Raw genomic sequence first — 22,611 nt, forward strand, 5'->3', positions numbered from 1 at the left:
AATTATGTAATTAAATGAACCTGAGTATTCGCCACTGGTTGGCAGAACGCCATGTCAAAATACTTAGCCTGAAGGAATTATCTCCTGGACAGATGGCAGGTGTCGCTTTCCGTATTATTCAGGATATGGAGGTTAAAAGTCTTATACCATTTGATATTTGCACCCTGACAGAAGTTTTAGAATTACCTCTGAGCACCGTATGGTCAGAAATCACCATCCTGGCGCTGTTGACAGAAAATCTTTTACGCCATATCAGCCAAATCAAACCTCTAAAACGCAATGAAGGTACATGGTTAGGATTGCAAATTGCTTATCTGCAAGGATTAGAACAAGTTTTAGCCCAAGAAGCCAGTCTCAAAAAACCTTGGCTAGATAGGGCGATGATTTGGAATAGACAAACTGCTTCTCCTCCCCTTCCAGTCAAACCTTTACAAGATGCTCAACTACAAGGTTTACTGAAAACTCTCAATCCCGGAAAATTGACTGATACTCAAGCTCAACAAGCACTGTCTTTGGTCGCAGACTCTTTACTGGTACAGCAAATGCACAGCGCCACCATAGCTTGGTTGGTCGCTAATGGCACAGAAGAAATTGAAGCTAAACTCTTAACTCAACGTTTGGGACATTCTCTACCAGGGTATTTACTGGGAGTTGTTGCTGAAAATGCTGCTCCTCTGGCTCAGTTACAAAAATTTGTCTGTTTGGGAAATCTTACTTCTTCTAGTTCTCAGGTTAATGACAAAATTGATCTGTATCGAGAACACTACCGCGCTAGTTTGCTGCAAAGTCTCTCTCAACCGTTGTTTACAGAATCTTTTGCACTCAAAGATATTTACGTACCTCCGACAGGTTTACCGATAGAGGAAAGCAGTTATGAGTCTATTAAAAAAACTAGTTCCCCAGTTGATTTAAGGATATGGGCGCAGCAACAGCTAGATGATTTAGAAACCATCGCCATCATTGAATCAGAACCTGGTTATGGAAAAACTAGTTTTTGCCAAATTTGGGCCGCGAAGGTGGCGCGGGAGCTTTATCCCCATTGGATACCAATTATCATTAGATTACGCGATATCACCTATGGCGACACCATCGCCGCAACTCTCAATTCTGGTTTTTCGCTGCGTCACCAGATAAATCTGGCTACTTGGTTGGAGGGAAATCATCCGCGCTGTCTTTTGCTACTGGATGGTTTGGATGAGTTACCCCCCGTTGAACAAAACAAAAACGCCAAAGTCGTTTTTATGGAAGATTTGCTGCGTTTGCAGTCCCAGCATCGACATAAAATTGTGTTGACAACTCGGACAGCAACTCTACAAGCGACTATTCCCGAATTATTGCTATTGTCTAAAAGAATCGCCATCCAACCTTTGGATGTTGAAGGACTCAAGCAATGGTTTCAACAATGGACGGCGGCACAATCGTTACCTATTGCTCAAAATTACTTTTTGTTTTTAAAACAAGCAGGTTTATTTACTCACAACCCTAAATTAGTAGAACTTTCGGCTTTTGTTCGCCAACCGCTAATTTTGTATTTGCTTGGTGTTTTACACCGGGACGGTTTTTTAGATGATGGGTTATTAAAATTAGCTGCTCACAGCCAAGATTCTACAGGTTCTATTTTGCTTTGGGAAATTTTTCAGCGTCTGAGTCGTTGGTTTTTGGGTTATCCCTTGACTGAGGGCGTCAAAAATATTTTACTGCGTGCTGGGTCAGCTCATATCCACCGCACACCTGCAGCGATCGCAAATTTTCTTTCTAGTCGTCATCCTCAAGATATACTTGACAAAATGGAAGCCATCGCCCTCAAAATATTACACAGCGATCGCTTTTGCGTCAATTTAGCTGCACAATGGGAATTTGACCCCATACCTCCTATTTATTTTCGCTCTGTTGTCAGTCAACAAAAGCAACTCACAACCACCAAAATCGAATTTACTCACCCCCAATTGGGAGAATACCTCTGCGCTACAGCTATTGTTACCCAACTCAAAACCCTAACTCAGCGTCAACCAGCAGCAGACGGTACAGAAACTTTTATCCTTGACTCACCCAGCAGTGTCGCCCAATACTTGTATAATCTACTTGGTTATGGTATTCTCAGCCCCAGAATCACCGAAATAGCGATCGCAGGTCTACAAAGGCTAGAAAAATGGGAATTTTCCTTCGCAATTTTGTCCCAACGTCTAGAATCTTTTTGGCAAGCTTACTGTCATGGTCGTTGGTTAGATGAAGGCATAGCACACAGAGCCTTAACCCATTTTCACACGCTGCAAAACCCCATCAACACAGAGCAAGTCAATGCTGCTGTCGGATTAAATGTCTTTCTATTGCTGTGTGCTTGCTACCACCAAGAAAAAAGCTGCTTTTATCCTGGAGGAAATCCCACCAACACCGCAGAATTCAACCCCTACGCTCTACATCTGCTGATTGCAAAAACAGCAGTTTTATCAGAAAATGCCTTTCTCAATCGCATCAAATCCCAATCTTTAGCCGGAATCAACTTGTCAAAAGCCTATTTGTCCCAAGTGATGCTAGCTGAAGCCGATCTCAGCCACACAAATTTAGCAGATGCGGTATTCACTGGAGCCAATTTAGCAGGCGCCAACCTCACAGGCGCCAACCTCGCAGGCGCCAACCTCACAGGCGCCAACCTCACAGGCGCCAACCTCACAGACACCAATTTAACAGTAGCAAATTTAGCAGACGCCAATCTCTCCAACACCAATCTCACCAACACCAATCTCACCCATACCTGCTTATTCTCAACTATCCTCAGTGAAACTCACAAAGAAACCGCTACACTCAATGGCGCTATCTTCTCTCTAGAACAATTTCACAACTTAAAACAGTTGCTCTCACAGCACTCTCTCCAAAACATCACCAACGCCTCAGTTAACACAGATGCTTGGGCAAAAAATCTCCCTGATATCGTCTTAATAGAAAGCCTAGAAGGTGAACTGATTTTGCCAGTAGATTTATCTCATGACGTCACTGATGATGCCACTATTATCAGTGTCGCCGTTGATGAGCTTCATCGCTAATAAATCACAAACTCAACCTTCCTGTGGATGGCGATAGCCATAAAAATTAATGCTATAGTCAGTAATCCGCACTCCAGTTTGTGCTTCAACTTGACGGATAAAATCTTCTGGTAGTTCTATATGCACATCCAGAATTTGATTAGTATCTAGACAGTTAACATGACTGTGAGAATCACTGATATTGCCGTATAAACGACCATCACAGCGTTCAATACACTCAATAATACCTTGAGTAGATAGCGCTTCTAAATTTTGATAAACAGATGTGTGACCGATTTCTTTACCTTGTTGATTTAAGCGGTCATATATTTCTCTAGCAGAAAGATGCTCATTTGCTTGCCAAAGTAATTCTAAAATAAAGCGCCGCTGGCGACTGACACGCATACCCAATACTTGACACTTTTCAATAGCATCATCTAAAGAACGAATTGGTTGTGTAGATATTGCTTGCTTTTGCATTTTTAACTTTGTTAACTGTGGGAGTAATTATCTTATTTACTAGTTTATAGATTATTCTTATACGCCAGAAGATGACGTCATGATATTTCCACTTTCGCCTGCGTTATTGCATTGGCTTACAGGAAAAATCACAGATTGGGATGATAATTTTTGTGTTTGTTGAAGGTTTTGTTGTTTCACTCGCATCTAAAACAAACTCATTACAACTTTAGCTTAAAATAGCTGTTCCTGTCCAGCCAAGGGCAGTTATGCCAATTTGCCAACAGAAAATGTAGAGGGCGGGTATTCCTAGCCTTGGCGAGTGACAAAGCAGGCGCAGTGGTAGAATTGAGATAACAATCGTTGTCCAGTAGACATTCTCTAAGCTTTGCTTTTGCTTTGGCTCCACAGCATCATGATTCACGTGACATAAGCGTTGCTGTAGAGACGCGACGACTTGAGCAACCAAAGCAAGACACTTAACAAACTTTCACCTCCCTACAAAAGTCTGGAAATCACAACAAATGATTTTCATCGCTAAATTCCTTCATTCTTTAAGATTTTGTGAGATAGCTCAAGACACGGTAACGTATTTACTCAGTCACCAATTCCCACTTAATAAAACAAAATTCCCGACTTCTTTGAAAAATCGGACATCCGCAAATTTGAATTAATTTTTACTAGTAAATAGATATACTTAAATTCAGATTAAATCTTTAATTTTTATACTGTCATAGCTATGTACAATCCATTGCGAAAATTTATCTGCTAGCACCCAAACAAAAGAACCGTCATGTTACTAACACCGAATTTTTTGAGAAAATCCCCAGAATTTCCGCATATTTACGTATTAACATAAAGTCTGTAAATTCACATAATATCAGGCAGGCGAATACGGAAAATCGCAACTCAATTCCATGGGAGGACTAGCGGTGAGATAGATGGTAGCAAACGTTAGATAGATAATTTTCCTGAAAATTTCGGCAAATCGACAAAGACGATCTCAGACGCGACACACCTCGCGTCTTTATTTTTTCAAAAACAACTCTAGCCAATCGAAAAGAGCTAGCATCAATCCTGAAAAGCTGCTACTGTGGATCCTCGATCCTACAGTTGAGCATCATGTGCTGAGTCAATGACAATTACGATCGCCATCAACACTGACTCTATCAATAATCTTGACCTGTCACCTGCTTCAGAGGTGATTGATCAGCTACTACAAGAGGGAGCCGTAACCTCCCAAGAACAGCAGTTGCGGTTTGCAATAAACTATACCTTAGAACCTGGTGATCCAAGAGAATTTGCAGAAATTCCCGAAGTGCGGTTGTGGTTTCTCCGTTTGGGTGCTCGCTACCCCTGGTTGCCATTTTTGCTAGACTGGAAAGCCGGAGAATTTGCGCGTTACACGGCAATGTTTGTGCCTCATCAGTTTAGCGCCAAAGAGGGTATACAATACAATCCCGAAGCTCTAGAAATCTTTTTGATGCACACCGTCTTTATTTTGAGTGATTGGTTAAAACAGCAAAATATTCCCAGTCAATCACGATTAAAGTCGATGGCACAAATGTTAGGTTATGAATTAGAAGACGGCTTCTTTGCGATTTTGTGAATCTAAATTAGGAATCAATTATACAAATAAGGGCACAAAATTATTGTGCCCTGAAGATAATATCTATCTCACCAATTTGTCATCTGCTGCATTTTATCGCAGGCGACAGATTAAACTTAAAGCAGTATTAAAAGCATATTCTACAGCTTTTGATTTGCTGGGTAAAGCTGCTTGCCATAGCCGATAGTCATTGTATGCAATAATTAAATTAGCCATATCATAAATCTGAATTGTATCCAGTAAATCATATTGAGCAGCTTCAAAGTCCTTAACTGTGCTGTTGAAAGTTAAAGTTTCTTGTGCTGCTTGGATAAATCCATCCATAACAGCTTGCATGTATTCTTTACCCGCAGCTTCTTTAAAGATAAGCGAAGATTTAAAAGCTTGCAATTCGTCCACAAGAAGATTAGCAATTTCTCTTCCTACTGGATTATTCCAGCCATAGGGAAGTTGAATATCTAAATATTCATATTTATGAGTTTGATATTGGAGATATTCATTAATATCTACAGCCACTTGAGCTAGTTTTTGACCAGCTAATAATTGCTTGAGAGGATTGAGGCTAGTATCGATTAACAAGTCACCAAAAACTTGTTCTTCCCCTGCTGGACAATCATACACAAGGTAAGTCCAAATTCCGGGATGGCTATCTTCAAATTTTTTAGCTTGGAAAAAGGTGATCGTTCCGTCTTGTTCACACTCATAATAAGCACTGTAAATCTCGTTAAATTCACAGTCATACAGAATCTTTGAGCGCAAGATTTTTTTGAAAAGACCTGTGATGTGGTGCGGCTGACTTTCAATCTGAATGTAACGTTTTTGACTGGAAATAAAGGTATGTAATCGCATCGCCATTCATTTTTCCTTTTGGTAAATCAATATATTCACAAGGGTACACACTTGCCTAAAATCAACAGGAAAGCGAAGGAACACTAAAATGGCGCGTTAGACTCACCCCTCAATTAATCGCATTAGGTAGTTTCGGTAACATAGTCACCAGAAAACTCAGGATTCTCAATCTTGTGGATTGGGATCGCTAATCCTTGTTTTAACTCAAATTTCCCATGATGGTGAATTCGTTTAGTAACAATAAGGCAAAATTCCTAGTAGGAGCAAAAGTGCTCTAAGCTACTGTTTACATCTACGAATCAGCGAAAATGGGAGCAGACAGTAGGTGGCTAGCTAACAATACCAGTCTTTAGTCTCAATCACGTATTTTTTCCTTAAGAGGAAAAGGGAGTATTCTATTCTCCTCCATACTTCATATTTCATACTTTAGCCTTCAGTTGACATAAGCGAAGTGATCCCGATGCCTATTGTTCCCAAAATTTTGTGGAGACTAACACGCTGAAGAAAAAAAAATGTTTTGAGGAAAATACTTATCTAGTCAGGGTTTACGGCTACTCGATCAGTTAAGGAAGATGACATAGTGGTTTCATTTGGCGGTAGAAAAAAAGCAAGTCCAAAGCCAAGTATTTATTCGCTGATAGAATTTTCCTGATGTTTTTGATCGCTGAGTAGCATAGCTGATTTCAATGTATAAACATGATTTTGTGCCTTAGAAAAACCTTCGTAGAGACGCAAAGCTTTACGTCTCTACATTTAGGTTTAAACGCCACACAGTTTACTTGATTTTTATCAGACTAAATGCTATTGACACTTGTGACGGGAACTTTGCTTTGGCAATCAAGGTGTCAAATTTTATTTTTTTGGAGCAAACCGTTAGTAGTTTGTGCCATTACTTGTGTAAGTGGAAGTGATTGAGAATCAGGAGTTGTGCAGTAGGCTATTTTAGCCGCCCCAAATTTTCTCTAAAACTGCTGACGGTGAAATATCTGCTACTTTGCCTGTGGAAGATTTAATAGCTAGAAATTTATCGCTTTTTGGTAGTACCTGGGCTGGGTCTGTGGGGCCAAATAGGGCGATGGTGTAGGTCTGGACTGCTACACTTAGTTGTGTGGTTACACTGTTGGTAGTGAGCATTAAGCTTGCACCGCCAACCATAGCTGCCAATTTACCGACATTATCAGGGGAAGTTACACGAACATCAGCAAAAGTATCCGCAAGCGATCGCGCGTATTCTTCTTCATCTGGTTTTTGGATTAAGACTATGGGTAGATTAGGTTGCTTGTGTTGAAAATCTTGGATGATTTGTTGCCAATTTTCTACAGGATAGATGTTGTTTGGTGATGACTCATTAGCACTACTATGAATCAAAACGTAACCAGTTTCATCTATCCCAAGACGTTTTTGTTCTTGTTTCGCCCACTCGATATCTGGTTTGGGAATATTGACTGCTAACTCTGGGGTAGGAGAGTTGACACCTAGTAACTGTAATAGCTCATGATATGTCGTTGCGGCATACTGGTTTGCCTTGAACAACAAAGATTTAGTCAAAAAAGCAGATCCTTGACCTTTATAACCGATGCGTGTGGGAATGCCGGTTAACCATAGCAAAAGACCTACCCACCAACTTTGTCGTAGAGCAATAGCAACATCATACTCGCGATCGCGAATTCCACCGACTAAGTTTCCCCAATCGGCGAGACTGTTACGATCGTTAAAATCAAAGGTAAAAACCTCGCGTACAGACTTGCTGACTCGGTAGGCTGCTTTTGCTTGGGGTTCAACTACGACATCTATCTGCGCGTTGGGGTAATAGCGCTTCAGATTATCTAGAGTTGGAAACAAGAGAATTTGCTCGCCAATTCCGCCAGGTACAAGGGCTACTACTCGCATAATATTTATTGACGCTTACTCGCTCCCTATTTTAGGGGAATAAGGGAACAGGGAACAGGGAATAGGAGAAAGGGAGTAAAAGTGTACTGAGTTCTTTTCTCCAAATCAAATATGATTCCTATATTGGGTATTGAGCATGAAGCGTTGGGCATGGAGCATTGAGTATTAGGCATGGAGCATGGGAAAAATTTTCCCTTATTTCCTCACTGTACAAGTCTGTTCATTTCATCTTGCATCCTTCAGACTTCATACTTTATACTTCAGCCTTTTTGTAGTATTCAGATTGAGGAATTGTGTGTATTTATTAATCCCCGCAGCCGGAGTAGGCAAAAGGATGGGGAGCGATCGCAATAAACTTTTACTCACAGTGCGATCGCAACCTATTATTACTTGGACTCTCAAGGCCGCAGATGCGGCTAGTACTATCAGTTGGATTGGGATTATCTCTCAACCCGCTGACTGGGATGACTTGAAAACGATTTTGGCTCAATTGCAGTTGAGTAAGCCGGTGGAGCTAATTTCGGGCGGTGCTACCCGCCAAGAATCTGTTTACAATGGGTTGCAGGCATTGCCACCAGATGCGACACGAGTTTTAATTCATGATGGCGCTAGATGCCTAGCTACGCCAAATTTACTCGATTCCTGCGCCCATGCTATTCAACATTGTTCGGGATTGATTGCGGCTGTCCCAGTCAAAGATACGATCAAGGTAGTTGATGACAATGGCGTGATTCAAAGCACCCCCGATCGCCGAAAACTGTGGGCTGCCCAAACGCCTCAAGGATTTGATGTTAGTTTATTAAAACAGTGCCACGCTGAGGGAGTTCGTCAGGGTTGGGAAGTAACTGACGATGCGGCTCTATTTGAAAAGTGTGGTATTGAAGTCCAAATCGTTCAGGGAGAGGAAACCAACTTGAAAGTCACCACTCCGCAAGATTTAGCGATCGCTGAATTTATTCTTAAAAGTAGAGAGAGGAGTTAGGGAGTATGGGGTTAGGGACTGCATACGTTCGGTGGTTTATGAGCAATTAACCTCGACATCTGCAATTTTTAGTGATATAATCCCACACACTTGTTATTTGCTCTTTGTTCCAGGTCAGCGGTCAGTCACAAATGACCAATGACCAATGACTAATGACTAATGACTAAATGATCACAGCCACAGCGACTAAGATCGAAGCGATTCTCTATTTAAAAGGTAAGCCCTTGTCGCTCGGCGAAATTGCCGAGTATGCAGCGTGCGATCGCGCCACCATTGAGGAAGGCATAATTGAGTTAATTGATGACTATGCCCATCGTGATAGCGCCCTCGAAGTTGTCGAAACACCAAACGGTTATAGTTTGCAACTGCGGTCTGATTTTCATGATCTAGTGCAAACACTGATTCCGGTAGAATTAGGATTAGGCGCATTGCGAACCTTAGCAGCGATCGCTCTCAATAGCCCCATTCTGCAAAGTGACTTAATTAATCTACGGGGTTCGGGAGTTTATCAACATGTTCCGGAACTTGTAGAACTCGGCTTCGTTCGCAAACGTCGAGACAGCGAATCTCGCTCCTATTCCCTACAAGTCACCCCTAAATTTCACCAATATTTCCAAATCGAGCAGCTCCCCCAAATATTATCCACCAGTCCCAAGGAAGAACAACTAGAACTGGATCTAGAGCTAGAAGCAAAATGAAGGGTGAAGGATGAAGGATGAAGGATGAAGTATGAAGTATGAAGGATGAAGTCTGTAGTGCATTAGTAGGGTGCGTTGTCGCAAAGCGCAACGCACCGCCTGCGGAGGTCGAGACGGTGCGTTACTTCGTTAACGCAGCCTACAAAAATAAAAACTAGTCCCTAGTCCCTACTCCCTACTCCCTTTCATCAACAATTGTCACAATAATTAATCTTTCTCCAGGTTGTGTAATTTAGATTAACAATCGCAGAGAATCTGCTAGCAGATGGGTAGAATAGCAAATACAATAAACGACAAAACTACTTTATGAATTAAATTAGTTAATCTAGAAGTATCGGCCTATTTTTTAAGTCCTCAGTGAGTATCGTATTTTATGCCTGAGGCAAAGCAAACGAAACAAAGCCAATTAAGACCAAACCAAATTCATAACTAGAGAGCTCCCACGAATCATAATGCCTGTGATTGAGAAAAAAAGAACTCGCGATCTGCCCCAAATTAACGAACGCATTCGGTTCCCAAAAATTCGGGTCATTGATACTGATGGCGCGCAATTGGGAATCATCACCCCGCAGGAAGCAATACAACTAGCGGAGGAAAAAGAGCTAGATTTGGTACTGCTCAGTGATAAGGCCGACCCGCCGGTTTGTCGAATCATGGACTACGGGAAGTACAAGTTTGAGCAAGAGAAGAAAGCGCGGGAAGCCCGGAAAAAGCAGCACACAGCTGATGTCAAAGAAGTGAAGATGCGCTACAAGATAGAAGAACACGATTACAACGTGCGTGTCAAGCAAGCAGAGCGCTTTCTCAAAGATGGTGACAAAGTGAAAGTGACTGTGATGTTCCGGGGTCGAGAAATTCAACACAGCGATTTAGCAGAAGAATTACTCAAACAAATGGCGACTGATTTAGAGCCGTTTGGTGAAGTGCAGCAAGTCCCGAAAAAGGAAGGGCGAAATATGATGATGTTGCTTTCACCGAAGAAATAATCTGTGTGTAATCGAAAACTAACAACTTAGCCTTGTCACGGTAATCGATTAAATTTATTGACAGCTGATAGTCCTAAGCACTGAGTGGGAAACATAATACTCAGTTGCTTGGGACTTTTGCCATTTTTAGGGGATGGAGCAACGGGTAATTGGCAACAAAATGCAAGGATTTGGGATTATTGACTGTCGAAAGCATCGGTACAAGCGTCTTTTAGATGGAAACCGTATCCAAAATCCCAAATAATCCCAAATCCTTAGCCTCTCACCAGGACGCTACCAGAAAATACAACTGCATGGAACTGAAAAATCACTCTTTTGCTACAAATAAAAGCACGCTGGCGCGAGTACTGCGGTGGGTGAATCTCCGACCGGAGGAGAGCGAACGAACGCTAATGATGTTTGCTTTTTATACTTTTATTTGCGTAGGATTACGTTGGGCAGAGGATAGTACAGTAGCGTTGTTTTTAGATGAATATGGTGCAGAAACACTACCTTTGGTATATATCGCTAGTGCGGCGATGGGTGTGGGGATAGTTTTTTTATACTCTTGGTTACAAAAGATTTTTCCTCTGCGTTGGGTGATTGTGGCGATCGCACCTTGTATGGTGATGCCGTTGATTTTATTGGTTTTGTTGCGCTGGGGGATACATGTTTCTTATTTAGCGGTGATGATTGTGTTTCTGATGCGGCTATGGGTAGACGCGCTGTATGTAGTCAATGACCTCAACACCTCTATTGTCGCTAATCAATTATTCAATATTCGAGAGATTAAGCGCACTTACCCACTGATCAGTAGTGGTTTGTTGGTAGCTGATGTGATTAGTGGTTTTAGTTTGCCTTGGTTGTTGGAATTTGCCAAGCTCAACAAGGTGATTTTAATCGCCTGTGCGCTTGTGATTCTCAGTTCAGGAATCCTGTTTTATCTGAGTCATCGCTATCGAAAAGCTTTTCCCGATGCGCCACAACGATTAATTTCCTCAGAACAAGCTTCCCGTCACCGTCGCATTGAAGCACCGCTAAACCGCTATAAATGGCAGTTATTCGCCTTTATTGGCTTGTTGCAGGTAATTGGGCTATTAATCGATTTTCAGTATTTGCGGGAGTTAAAATCTAGCTTTGGCGATCGCGAATTAGCGAGTTTTTTGGGTTTATTTGGGGGGATTGTCGGACTGTGTGAATTACTGACGCAGTGGTTTATTTCCAGTCGGATCATTGAACGATTGGGAGTATTTTACGCTGCAGCAATTTTACCGATCGCTGTCGGCTTTTTAGTTCCAGGAGCGATCGCATTGCTGTCTTTATTTCCGGGAATGCAATTGCAAAGCTTTTTTTGGGGGTTAGTGAGTCTCAAATTCTGCGACGAGCTGCTACGCTACACCTTTGTGATGAGTAGTGGCCCGGTACTATATCAACCAATTCCAGAGCGGATTCGCTCTCGAGCGCAGACATTATCAGGAGGAAGCGCAGAAGCGATCGCTACAGGTTTGGCGGGATTAATAATTGCTCTGACGCTGCTATTTTCTGGACAATTTATTCCTGCGTGGTTACAAAAATGGGTGTTTATTGGGGAAACAGTACTGGTCGCCGCTACTTGTTTAAAAGTAGTTTTGATTCTGCGATCGCGCTATGTTGACTTGCTAGTCTTGAGTGCGGATAGGGGAGCGTTGAGTGCAACTAATGTGGGCTTACGAGTCTTCCAGCAGGGTGTAGTTAAAGCTTTAGGAGAGAAGGGTAATGCTACAGATAAACGCTCTTGTATTGAACTTTTAGCCCAAATCGACCCCCAAGGTGCGGTGGAAGTTTTAGCACCACTGCTAGTCAAACTACCTCCAGATTTGCAATCTCAAAGCCTAGAAGTGATGCTCACAGCAGATATCAATCCCATTTATTTACCTGCTGTCCGTCCTTTGCTAGATCAATCTCAGGGAACTATCACCCCGGAAGTTTTCGCCCTAGCACTGCGCTATGTTTGGTTAGCCGAACCCCATCCTAATTTAGCTTTATTAGAAGAATACCTACATCCACAACAAAACTCCCTGATTCGCGCCACTGCTGCTGCTTTGCTGTTGCGTCAGGGAACACCAATGCAAAGAGTAGCAGCTACTAAAACTATGCGTTGGATGCTGACTCATCAGCAAGAGTGGGAACGGGTGAATGGCGTTAAAGCCCTCAGAGAAGCAGTTTATTTGCAGGCTTTACGAATTCATATCCCCAATTTATTGCAGGATAAATCACTACGGGTGCGCTGGGCTGTGTTGGAAATGATCGCCGCTACCCATTTAGAGGAATACTATTCGGCATTACTGGGAGCACTTTATTATAAGTCCACCCGTAACACAGCCATGCGTGCTTTAGCGCAACTAGAAAATGAAGCTTTAGAAATGCTATTACAACTAGCTACCAATGTTTATCAACCAGAAGTAGTACGGATGTATGCTTGGCGTACCATTGGTCACATCAGCACTCCAGAGGCGATGGATTGTTTATGGCAGCATTTAGAAACATCTTGGGGTAATTCCAGATATCATATCCTTCGCAGCTTATTAAAAATCCACAAACAACCGGAAATTACTAGTTTAGAAGATAGATTTTATGAAAGTCGGGTAGAAGCTTTTATTGAGCAGGAATTAAAATTTTTGGGCGAGATTTATGCGGCTTATCTAGACTTGAACATCCAAAAAGATTTGCAAAATCCACCAGCCAACGAAAACATTATTGCCGTTTATGAGTTACTACAAAAAGCGCTTTTAGAATTAGAAATAGATGTTAAAGAGAGAGTGTTATTATTACTGAAGCTGCTGTATCCTCCAGAAAAAATGCAAGCAGCAACATTCAATCTCCGGTCAGAATCAGGAGTTAACTTGGCACGGGGGTTAGAAATTTTAGACCATACGGTGAATTTGCCTGTAAAGTCTTTATTGCTGAATATTTTAGATCAGCGATCGCACCAAGAAAAATTATATCTGCTGGCAGCATCTGGTTTAATAGAATATCAGCCGCTGTTAATTAGCGATCGCCTACCCAGGCTACTCACACAAGCTAATTTTTTGTCTGATTGGTGTTTGGCTTGCTGTTTTCATGTCGCTCAAACTAGCCGTATCCGCCTCACAATCCCAGAAATTGTCGCTACTCTGCGTCATCCCACAGGTTTTGTCAGAGAAGCGGCGATCGCATATTTGAGCATGGTTTCCCGTCGCGTTCTCCTGGAAATTTTACCCCAGCTACAAAAAGACCAGCACCCGTTAGTAATTGCTCAAGTTAAAGAATTGATGGAAAAATATCAACTCCAAAACTACAGAATTAAACACAAAGTTTGAAATTATCAAACAGAATACATGCGTCAGTCGCCAGAATTCAGCTTGGGAATTTTGTGCGACACTTCGACCAAGCTCAGTGCATCGCTGGCGGATGAATAATCGGGTTTAAGAGGATGTTTTAAAAGTCATGATTGATGTATCAAATATTTTTACCCCACCCTAACCCTCCCCTTATAAAGGGGAGGGAACCGGATTTTTCTTGTTTCCCCCCTTTATAAGGGGGGACTAAGGGGGGTAACAACGTAATTAAAATCACAGCCAATCACTTTTAAAACAACCTCTAAGACCCCCACCAAATTTCCAATTTTGACTAATCCAAAAAGCTTTTGATGTTCCGCAAGACAAGGAACTCATATTCTCTTAAGCCAGGAATCTGAGGATATACTAAACTCACAACAATCGCCGTCATCCCTTTTTTCAAAAAAATTAAAACAAAAAGTATCGCTGCGCCATGGGTAAAACTGTTGCTGGTTCGCAAGTTAATAATTCGCCATCAGCCCTCACTTCATAAGTTTCCGGATCTACTTCAATATGCGGTAAAGCATCATTTAGCTGCAAATCTCGCTTAGTTAATTGGCGAGTTCCAGAAACTGCAACTGCTGTTTTTTGCAAACCCAACTGTTGAGGAATTTCCCTTTTTAATGCTGCTTGAGAAACAAAAGTTAATGATGTGGCGTGGCGCGCTCCCGCAAAACTACCAAACATCGGTCGCATATGCACTGGTTGCGGAGTGGGAATACTGGCGTTAGCGTCGCCCATCTGTGACCATGCAATCATACCACCCTTAATTACCAACTCTGGCTTGACGCCAAAAAAGGCTGGACGCCACAAACATAAATCTGCGAGTTTTCCTGCTTCCACAGACCCTACATACTGAGAAATTCCGTGAGTAATTGCTGGATTAATAGTGTATTTTGCCACATATCGCTTGGCTCGATGATTATCCGCTAACCCATCTCCCGCAAGGCTTCCACGCTGTATCTTCATTTTATGGGATGTCTGCCAAGTGCGAATTATTACTTCTCCCACCCTACCCATGGCTTGGGAGTCGGAAGAAATCATGCTGAAAGCGCCCAAATCATGCAAAATGTCTTCAGCGGCGATGGTTTCTCGACGGATGCGGGACTCAGCAAAAGCTACATCTTCCGGAATTCCCGAATCGAGGTGGTGACAAACCATCAACATATCCAGGTGTTCTTCTAAAGTGTTGACAGTGTAAGGGCGCGTGGGGTTGGTGGAAGAAGGAAGCACATTAGCTTGTCCACAAACCTTGATAATATCTGGTGCGTGTCCTCCCCCCGCGCCTTCTGTATGGTAAGTGTGGATGGTGCGATTTTTAAAAGCCGCGATGGTGTCTTCCACGAATCCAGCTTCATTGAGGGTATCAGTATGAATAGCTACTTGCACATCATACTCATCAGCAACAGTTAAGCTGGTATCAATTGTCGCAGGCGTCGTTCCCCAATCTTCATGCAGCTTTAAACCAATTACACCCGCTGCGATTTGTTCCACCAATCCCTGGGGTTGACTAGCATTACCTTTACCCAAAAAACCCAAATTGACAGGAAAAGCATCAGCCGCTTGTAGCATTCGGTAAATGTTCCACGGGCCAGGAGTGCAGGTAGTAGCATTTGTACCCGTGGCGGGGCCAGTACCACCGCCAATCATGGTAGTAATTCCCGAAGCGATCGCTACTTCAATCTGCTGAGGACAAATAAAATGAATATGGCTATCTATACCACCAGCCGTGATAATCATCCCTTCCCCGGCTAAAGCTTCAGTTCCTGGGCCAATAATAATATCTATATTGTCTTGAATATAAGGATTTCCAGCTTTACCAATTTTAAAAATTTTGCCATCTTTAATGCCAATATCTGCTTTAACAACACCCCACCAATCGAGAATCAAAGCATTAGTAATAACTAAATCTACCGCTCCATCACTATTAGAAATAGGCGATTGTCCCATCCCATCTCTAATAACTTTCCCACCGCCAAACTTGACTTCATCGCCGTAATTGGTGAAATCTTGTTCCACTTCGATAAATAATTCTGTGTCAGCAAGTCTGATGCGATCGCCTACTGTCGGCCCATAGGTTTCTGCGTAGGCGCGGCGTTCCATTCTGTAAGGCATAATACATTCCTTGAAACTGAGGATAGAATTGAGTTTAAACGCACTGACTCACCTTTGCGTTTACCTCCGCGTACCTTTGCGTCAAAAAATAAATATACCGTAAATCCGGATAATTTGGGTTTATCTTATAACTGAGCATTCTTAGAGGCTTTCACACAATGACCCTAGCAGACTTAATTCCCATAGCTCGCAAGCTTTCTCCATCAGAAAAGCTCAAGCTAATTCGTATCCTCGCTGAAGATTTAGACACAGTTGAAGATATTTCTCCTTTGGAACCATTCAAAACTTACGATTTACCTACTCCTTATAATAGCTTTGGGGCTGGTGCAGTATTAATGGAAGCAATAAAATCAGAGGATTCCAGTCATTAAGCTGTATGCGGTTCAAGTATTCCATCACAAGTTCTACCCAAAATGAATTTGATAGCTTACCCAGAATTCCCCTGGTTTTAAGTCGAAAAAATCACAACATAGAAGCAAATGGTTTAGTTGATAGCGGTGCTACTGTCAATGTTATGCCCTATGAACTGGGGCTACAATTGGGTGAAATTTGGGACGAGCGTAAAGCTATTATTCAATTGGCGGGAAATCTTAGTAATCAACTAGCGATACCATTTCTAGCCAGGGCTGAAATTGGCAGTTTTACTCCAGTGCAGTTAGTATTTGCATGGGTAAGCAGTCTTAATGTTCCTTTAATTCTTGGACAAACTAATTTTTTCCAGGAATTCGATGTTTGTTTTTATCGTTCCAAATTGGAGTTTGAAATTAAACCTATTCGATAATATTTTTTAAGAAAATAGGGAAGCAAAGGTTTTTAGAGGTTTCCGCTAATTTTGGCGTTGAAGCCGTAGACTTGGCGAGTACCAACTAAAGGAACTAAAGTCACTTCTTTTTCATCACCTGGTTCAAAACGGACTGCTGTACCAGCAGGAATATCAAGGCGCGTTCCTTTCGCTTGTTCTCTATCAAATTTTAAGGCAGAATTGACTTCATAAAAGTGAAAATGGGAACCAATTTGTATAGGGCGATCGCCTGTATTTGACACGCTCAATTTTATAGTTTTACGACCAGCATTTAGTTCTATTTCACCTGATACTGTAATAATTTCTCCAGGAATCATAATTATCTAACGAATAGGATTATGTACTGTCACTAACTTTGTCCCATCAGGAAAAGTCGCCTCTACTTGCACATCATGAATCATTTCTGGCACACCTTCCATGACATCATCTCTTGTTAATAAAGTTGTGCCATAACTCATTAATTCTGCTACTGTTTGTCCGTCTCTAGCGCCTTCCAAAATAGCAGCAGAAATATAAGCAATTGCTTCTGGATAATTCAGTTTCAAACCTCTGGTTTTACGCCTTTCTGCTAATAAAGCAGCGGTAAAAATTAATAATTTATCTTTTTCTTGTGGCGTTAGTTGCATTTTTTATCTCCCTGTTGATATCTTGGCGGTTAGTTCAAACCTGCCAAACTCTTGGTATGCAGTTACTGCGTTTCCAAACAGATATTCGTAGCATTTGCCACACAGCCATAAACCAGTTTCTCACCTCGGATGTGGAATCACCGCGATATCGACACAAAAATCCATGAGTTAAAAGGGTAACACCAGTTTCTCCCTCACCGTTCCACAAGTTGCGCGCTGTTTCGACAATTTCCGCTGACACAACATCACCAACCCAAACAAATGTCCCGACTATCGGCTTTCCAGACAAGCCGTGGGGACTGTGGAAGACATCTTGATTACCGGGTAGCCATTGGCGATCAATCCATAATGGTATATTATGTTGCCAGATTTCGGTATGCGATCGCCATTCTCCAGAGTAAAATTTTTCACCTCTAGCAGTGCGACCAAATCGGGTAATCTCCCAGCCTAAAAAACTAGCTCCGGTTGCTAATTCTACCCGTAAATCTTGCCGGTAAATCCCATCGTTAAATAATATTGTTTCTTGCGGGAGCCATTCTAAGCAAGCGCCAGTATCAATTTTTAGGTTTATGGTTTGCGTAGCTGGTAAGCCGTTACTGCGATATATCTTACTAGCCGCAGCGGTGGTGATTACTGCTTGCGCGTCGGGTTGGAGATGAATTTTAGAGGATAGGCGATCGCCTCCCACAATTCCCCCAGCAGTGTGTAAAATAATGCTGTGGCAAACTTTTTCACCCTCTGGATAAAATGGGCGTTGCACCTTCAACGGTGCTTGATGGTGATTGTAAATTAATTGAGTGGAATTGTGGCGATCGGCATAGACTAAATTAAGCTGTCCATGCCAACCTTCTGTTATTTGAGGATTGCAGGTCATTTATAAATATTTATTTAATGCATTATTTGGGACTTTATCTGCAATTTATCATAATTTTTTAGCCAATATTACATAATCATTTAATTCCTGTTTTCTTTAATTCCCATTTTTATGCTGAAATCGCTGTACCAATGTATAGACTCGTGCGATAAACCATATTTATAAATCCTTGTTCATTACGAAACTGCTGATATAAATCTTGTAAATCAGCAATCACTCCCTCATATACCAAACCTTCACGAGGTAGGTAAGAAACACTCATCGCTCGTCCAATTAATCTATCTAAATTTAATTCTTGGCGATAAACAAATGTATATTCTTTGATATTCACAAAATTAGGAGTTTTTAACAGAGGTTCTACCGACTCCATCCGCGATTCTGCTGGGTGATTGTTTGATGCTTCTCTGACTATGCGGCTATATTCTGCGGTTAAAGCATCTTTTTGATCGCGGTTATTCCACACTACAGCCAACCTCCCCGACGGTTTTAAAATTCGGTGAAACTCCGACAAAGTTGGTTCAGGGTTAAACCAATGGAAAGCTTGAAAACAAGTTACCAAATCAACAGAATTATCAGCTAATTGAGTAAACTCTGCTGTCCCATCACGCAACTCTACTAGAGGGTGAGATTCAGCCGCTGCTCTCATAGCTGCATTTGGTTCTATTGCGATTACATTAACTCCGCGTTCAGCTAATAAACGAGAAGAAATTCCTGTACCCGCGCCAATATCAGCAGCTATAATTGGCGAATTATTCAATCCTTCTAAGATAATGTCAATAGTTGCTGATGGATAACTGGGGCGATATTTTACATAATCTCCTGCTCTGTCAGAAAATCGATTTAGGGGATTGAGAGTGTGTAGGAGAGTTTTGACAGTTTTGCTCATTTGTATTGCTGTATAACGCAAAAGTCAATATTTAATATATGAGATTTAAAGTGCAGGCGATCGCTCTCTTGTCTATATATGAATTTTTATACCTGCTTTCTAGCTGCCAAAATTTAAACAAAAACAGTGTTAACTGAGTGTTGAGGATGTTGGGTTGAGGAACGAAACCCAACCTACACCTAAGCATTTTGTATTTCTTCTGCAATCACGGTCAGAATTTGTAAAATACTCTTTAACTCACTGGGTTTAACAATAAACTCATCCCCCACATGAACATGATGGGGAAAGTTGGGTAAATCGGGAAAATGCTCGACATTATCCCAACGTTTTTTTAATTGAGTTTGAGTTTGATTCATCCATTGATAGCGATAACTTATAGTAAGACATTGTTCGTTTTCTATTTTAAAAAATTCAGCTACTTCTAAAAAATCTCCATTATTTAAAGTTAGTCTGGCTCGAAAATAACCTTGATCTGCTATAACTCTTTCTTTAATGATTTCAATATTTATAATTAGTTTGTTATTGTTTAAAGATGCTTTAATTTCTGCAATATATTGCTGAGAAATCATATTAGAGTTGGGATTTAAGAATATTTAAGCGCTCTTGTAACGAACACCACATTTGATAAAAGGCACTCCATTCAACGAAGTTTATTTCATCTCCTAGCTTACCGCCTTTAAATTGTTGATAGAATTGTTCAGAGGATAAGTGATATTCTTGTTCAAAAGTTTGTAAATCAATTTCTATTTCTTGAATTTGTTGTTCAATACTATTAATTTCTTCAATAAGAATATTTCTCAAAGCTAGAACAAATTTGTCACTATAGGCTCCTTGTTTAGAAAGAGTTTCTAGCACTTGTAATTGATTGAGTATTTTTTCTTGAGTTGTCATCTCAGGTTTTAATTTTTAATTTTTAATATAATATTTACTGATGATATTATATGATATCTGTTTTCTTCTGTGCAGTTTGCTAGTCACAAAAAAACAGCCGCCTCCACAAAGAAAGCAGCTGTTTTTAATTTACGTGACTAAAAAGTATTAGTAATCGAAGTCACCACCGCCAGGGCCAGCAGCAGCAGGCGCGCCATCCTTAGGCTCAGGCTTGTCAACAATGATACATTCGGTTGTCAACACCATCCCCGCGATGGAAGCAGCGTTTTGCAGAGCAGAACGGGTTACTTTCGCAGGGTCAACAATACCAGCTTCAAACAAATCAACGAATTCGTTAGTTGCGGCGTTGTAGCCAATATTGAAATCTTTCTCTTTGACGCGTTCAGCGATGACAGCACCGTTTTGACCAGCGTTTTCAGCAATCCGCTTCAAAGGCGCGGGTAAAGCGCGAACAACAATCAAAGCACCAATCAACTCTTCATCTTTCAGGGTAGCTTGCGCCCAGCTTTCCAACTGAGGAGCTAAGTGAGCCAGAGTTGTACCACCACCGGGAACAATACCTTCTTCCACAGCAGCTTTAGTAGCGTTAATCGCGTCTTCTAAGCGCAGCTTCTTGTCCTTCATTTCGGTTTCAGTCGCTGCACCCACTTTTACCACAGCGACGCCACCAGCTAGTTTAGCAAGGCGCTCTTGTAGTTTTTCTTTGTCGTAAGAAGATTCAGTTTCGTCAATTTGACGGCGAATTTGTTCAATCCGTCCTTTGACAGCAACTTCGTTACCTTCTGCAACAATTGTGGTGTTGTCTTTGGTGATGGTGATGCGACGAGCTTTACCCAAACTATCGAGCTTGGTGTTGTCTAGTCTCAACCCAGCATCTTCGGTGATTAGTTGACCGCCAGTGAGAATGGCGATATCTTCTAACATAGCTTTACGGCGATCGCCAAAACCAGGAGCCTTAACAGCAGCGACGTTCAACACACCACGTAGGCGGTTGACCACCAAGGTTGCTAAAGCTTCTTTTTCAATATCTTCGGCGATAATCACCAAAGGACGACCAGCACGCGCCACCTGCTCTAATACAGGTACAAGGTCTTGTACCAAAGCAATTTTCTTGTCAGTTAACAACAAGAAAGGCTCATCAAATACAGTTTCCATCCGCTCGGCGTCGGTGGCAAAATAAGGAGAGATATAGCCTTTGTCAAAGCGCATCCCTTCAGTGATTTCCAGTTCAGTGGTGACAGACTTACCTTCTTCCAAAGAGATAACGCCTTCTTTACCCACTTTATCCATTGCTTGAGCAATCATCTGACCGACTTCATCGTCGTTACCGGCGGAGATTGCACCAACTTGAGCGATAGCTTTGGAATCTTCTACTTGACGGGCATGTTCAGCGATTCTGTCTACCAAGAAAGCAGCCGCTTTGTCAATACCGCGCTTGAGCAAAATTGCGTTTGCACCAGCAGCGACGTTCCGCAAGCCTTCTTTAACGATCGCATGAGCCAAAACTGTGGCGGTTGTGGTACCATCACCTGCAGCGTCGTTGGTCTTGGAAGCAGCTTGGCGAATCAAAGCCACGCCAGTGTTTTCTATGTGGTCTTCTAATTCAATTTCTTTAGCAATGGTGACACCATCATTCACGATTTGTGGTGCACCAAATTTCTTCTCTAGAACTACGTTACGTCCTTTGGGCCCTAGGGTGACAGCCACCGCTTCCGCTAGAATGTCAATGCCTCGTTCCAGAGCACGACGAGCGTTTTCGTTGTAAATAATGCGCTTTGCCATAGTTCTTATTTGTCCTTTGTCATTTGTTTTTTGTCATTGGCTAATCACCAATAACGACTACGCAACGACTGCTAAAATGTCTTTTTCAGAAAGGAGAACATATTCTTCTGTACCCAGCTTGACATCAGTACCAGCGTACTTGGAGTACAGCACTTTGTCGCCCACTTTAATTTCCAATTCTTGACGAGAACCGTCATCGTTACGCTTACCAGGGCCAAGGGCGACTACTTCCCCTACCTGGGGCTTTTCCTTGGCTGTGTCAGGTAAATACAAACCACCTGCGGTCTTCTCTTCAGAGGCGCTCACTTTCACAAAAACGCGATCACCTAGAGGTTTAACTGTAGAAACGCTTAGAGATACGGCTGCCATAAAAATTTTTCTCCAGAGTTAGCACTCTCGACTCCTGAGTGCTAATTTACCGAAATAAACCAGCCAATGGCAACAATTTTCGGTGTACGGGTTCCCGAACTCCGTAAGGACAGACCTACTTAAGAACAAATACTTAATTATTCCGGTTCTTCAGGTTCTGTTCCATAACTTACGAATATTTTTATAGGGGTGTGGGGCTAGGGAACAGGAAGTGTGGGAGGAAGGGGAAGTGTGGGAGGTGTGGGAGGTGTGGGAGGAAGGAGAAGATCAAAAGCGTAAACATAAGTTCTTGTTCTCTCCCCATCACCCCATCACCCCATCACCCCATCACCCCATCACCCCATCACCCCATCACTCCACACTCCCCATCTCCCCTCACCCCTTCTTAATTAACTTTATTTGCAAACCTGGGAAATTGTTATAGAACTGTAATCAGGG

21 protein-coding genes are annotated in these 22,611 nt (G+C 42.0%); 9 read left to right on the top strand and 12 right to left on the bottom strand.

The genetic code is table 11. The features are described from left to right. Positions 1-14 precede the first annotated feature (14 nt). Positions 15-3,041: a pentapeptide repeat-containing protein gene (locus MIC7126_RS0108305; RefSeq protein WP_017652678.1), complete on the top strand. Its 3,027-nt coding sequence runs from the start codon at positions 15-17 to the stop codon at positions 3,039-3,041. Positions 3,042-3,053: 12 nt separating this feature from the next. Here the strand turns inward: MIC7126_RS0108305 and MIC7126_RS0108310 are convergent, their stop codons facing one another. After that, the gene (locus MIC7126_RS0108310) at positions 3,054-3,500 is read right to left on the bottom strand and encodes a Fur family transcriptional regulator (RefSeq protein ID WP_017652679.1); all 447 of its coding nucleotides are present in this window, start codon (positions 3,498-3,500) and stop codon (positions 3,054-3,056) included. Between the two features lie 1,114 nt (positions 3,501-4,614). Here MIC7126_RS0108310 and MIC7126_RS0108315 point away from each other — a divergent pair. Beyond that, entirely contained in the window at positions 4,615-5,088 is a 474-nt protein-coding gene (locus MIC7126_RS0108315) for a CRR6 family NdhI maturation factor (RefSeq protein WP_017652680.1), read from the top strand. 93 nt (positions 5,089-5,181) lie between these two features. Here MIC7126_RS0108315 and MIC7126_RS0108320 read toward each other — a convergent pair whose 3' ends face one another. After that, positions 5,182-5,943: a hypothetical protein gene (locus MIC7126_RS0108320; protein WP_017652681.1), complete on the bottom strand. Its 762-nt coding sequence runs from the start codon at positions 5,941-5,943 to the stop codon at positions 5,182-5,184. 936 nt (positions 5,944-6,879) lie between these two features. Further along, the gene (locus MIC7126_RS0108325; protein ID WP_017652682.1) at positions 6,880-7,827 is read right to left on the bottom strand and encodes a glycosyltransferase family 9 protein; all 948 of its coding nucleotides are present in this window, start codon (positions 7,825-7,827) and stop codon (positions 6,880-6,882) included. A gap of 295 nt (positions 7,828-8,122) precedes the next feature. Here MIC7126_RS0108325 and ispD point away from each other — a divergent pair, with 295 nt between their 5' ends. The 4 genes from ispD to MIC7126_RS0108345 all read left to right on the top strand — a co-directional run bounded on the left by ispD (position 8,123) and on the right by MIC7126_RS0108345 (position 13,810). Then, positions 8,123-8,809: a 2-C-methyl-D-erythritol 4-phosphate cytidylyltransferase gene (ispD, locus tag MIC7126_RS0108330; protein WP_026100113.1), complete on the top strand. Its 687-nt coding sequence runs from the start codon at positions 8,123-8,125 to the stop codon at positions 8,807-8,809. A 167-nt stretch (positions 8,810-8,976) separates the two neighbouring features. Next, complete coding sequence (gene scpB, locus MIC7126_RS0108335; RefSeq protein WP_017652684.1) at positions 8,977-9,507, top strand: SMC-Scp complex subunit ScpB; 531 nt, start codon at positions 8,977-8,979, stop codon at positions 9,505-9,507. A 452-nt stretch (positions 9,508-9,959) separates the two neighbouring features. Continuing rightward, a complete protein-coding gene (gene infC, locus MIC7126_RS0108340; protein ID WP_017652685.1) occupies positions 9,960-10,493 on the top strand; it encodes a translation initiation factor IF-3 in 534 nt (177 codons plus the stop codon). A gap of 293 nt (positions 10,494-10,786) precedes the next feature. Further along, a complete protein-coding gene (locus MIC7126_RS0108345) occupies positions 10,787-13,810 on the top strand; it encodes an MFS transporter (protein ID WP_017652686.1) in 3,024 nt (1,007 codons plus the stop codon). A 426-nt stretch (positions 13,811-14,236) separates the two neighbouring features. Here MIC7126_RS0108345 and ureC read toward each other — a convergent pair whose 3' ends face one another. Then, entirely contained in the window at positions 14,237-15,943 is a 1,707-nt protein-coding gene (gene ureC, locus MIC7126_RS0108350; protein WP_026100114.1) for an urease subunit alpha, read from the bottom strand. A gap of 158 nt (positions 15,944-16,101) precedes the next feature. On the opposite strand from ureC, the gene MIC7126_RS0108355 reads away from it, so the two are divergent. Together MIC7126_RS0108355 and MIC7126_RS0108360 are read left to right on the top strand one after the other, a co-directional pair. Further along, positions 16,102-16,314: a hypothetical protein gene (locus MIC7126_RS0108355; protein WP_017652688.1), complete on the top strand. Its 213-nt coding sequence runs from the start codon at positions 16,102-16,104 to the stop codon at positions 16,312-16,314. A 5-nt stretch (positions 16,315-16,319) separates the two neighbouring features. Further along, a complete protein-coding gene (locus MIC7126_RS0108360) occupies positions 16,320-16,724 on the top strand; it encodes a pepsin/retropepsin-like aspartic protease family protein (RefSeq protein ID WP_017652689.1) in 405 nt (134 codons plus the stop codon). Between the two features lie 32 nt (positions 16,725-16,756). Here the strand turns inward: MIC7126_RS0108360 and MIC7126_RS0108365 are convergent, their stop codons facing one another. From MIC7126_RS0108365 to groES, 8 genes are all read right to left on the bottom strand, one after another. Further along, positions 16,757-17,062: an urease subunit beta gene (locus tag MIC7126_RS0108365; RefSeq protein WP_017652690.1), complete on the bottom strand. Its 306-nt coding sequence runs from the start codon at positions 17,060-17,062 to the stop codon at positions 16,757-16,759. Positions 17,063-17,068: 6 nt separating this feature from the next. Beyond that, positions 17,069-17,371, bottom strand: coding sequence for an urease subunit gamma (ureA, locus tag MIC7126_RS0108370; protein WP_017652691.1), 303 nt, complete (start codon positions 17,369-17,371; stop codon positions 17,069-17,071). A gap of 34 nt (positions 17,372-17,405) precedes the next feature. Beyond that, the gene (locus MIC7126_RS0108375) at positions 17,406-18,245 is read right to left on the bottom strand and encodes an urease accessory protein UreD (protein WP_017652692.1); all 840 of its coding nucleotides are present in this window, start codon (positions 18,243-18,245) and stop codon (positions 17,406-17,408) included. A gap of 109 nt (positions 18,246-18,354) precedes the next feature. Further along, positions 18,355-19,131, bottom strand: coding sequence for a class I SAM-dependent methyltransferase (locus MIC7126_RS0108380; RefSeq protein WP_017652693.1), 777 nt, complete (start codon positions 19,129-19,131; stop codon positions 18,355-18,357). A 179-nt stretch (positions 19,132-19,310) separates the two neighbouring features. Further along, a complete protein-coding gene (locus MIC7126_RS0108385; RefSeq protein WP_017652694.1) occupies positions 19,311-19,700 on the bottom strand; it encodes a toxin-antitoxin system TumE family protein in 390 nt (129 codons plus the stop codon). Between the two features lies 1 nt (position 19,701). After that, on the bottom strand, positions 19,702-20,022 hold the full coding sequence (locus MIC7126_RS0108390) for a hypothetical protein (RefSeq protein WP_017652695.1): 321 nt from the start codon (positions 20,020-20,022) through the stop codon (positions 19,702-19,704). A 147-nt stretch (positions 20,023-20,169) separates the two neighbouring features. Continuing rightward, positions 20,170-21,804: a chaperonin GroEL gene (gene groL, locus MIC7126_RS0108395; protein WP_017652696.1), complete on the bottom strand. Its 1,635-nt coding sequence runs from the start codon at positions 21,802-21,804 to the stop codon at positions 20,170-20,172. 57 nt (positions 21,805-21,861) lie between these two features. Then, positions 21,862-22,173 (bottom strand): co-chaperone GroES, encoded by a 312-nt coding sequence (gene groES / locus MIC7126_RS0108400; protein WP_015130973.1) that lies wholly within the window; start codon positions 22,171-22,173, stop codon positions 21,862-21,864. Between the two features lie 211 nt (positions 22,174-22,384). On the opposite strand from groES, the gene MIC7126_RS29150 reads away from it, so the two are divergent. Further along, the gene (locus MIC7126_RS29150; RefSeq protein WP_238553623.1) at positions 22,385-22,597 is read left to right on the top strand and encodes a hypothetical protein; all 213 of its coding nucleotides are present in this window, start codon (positions 22,385-22,387) and stop codon (positions 22,595-22,597) included. The last annotated feature ends 14 nt before the right edge of the window (positions 22,598-22,611 follow it).

It is taken from the genome of Fortiea contorta PCC 7126 (assembly GCF_000332295.1).
GTDB classification, from domain to species: Bacteria; Cyanobacteriota; Cyanobacteriia; order Cyanobacteriales; family Nostocaceae; genus Fortiea; species Fortiea contorta.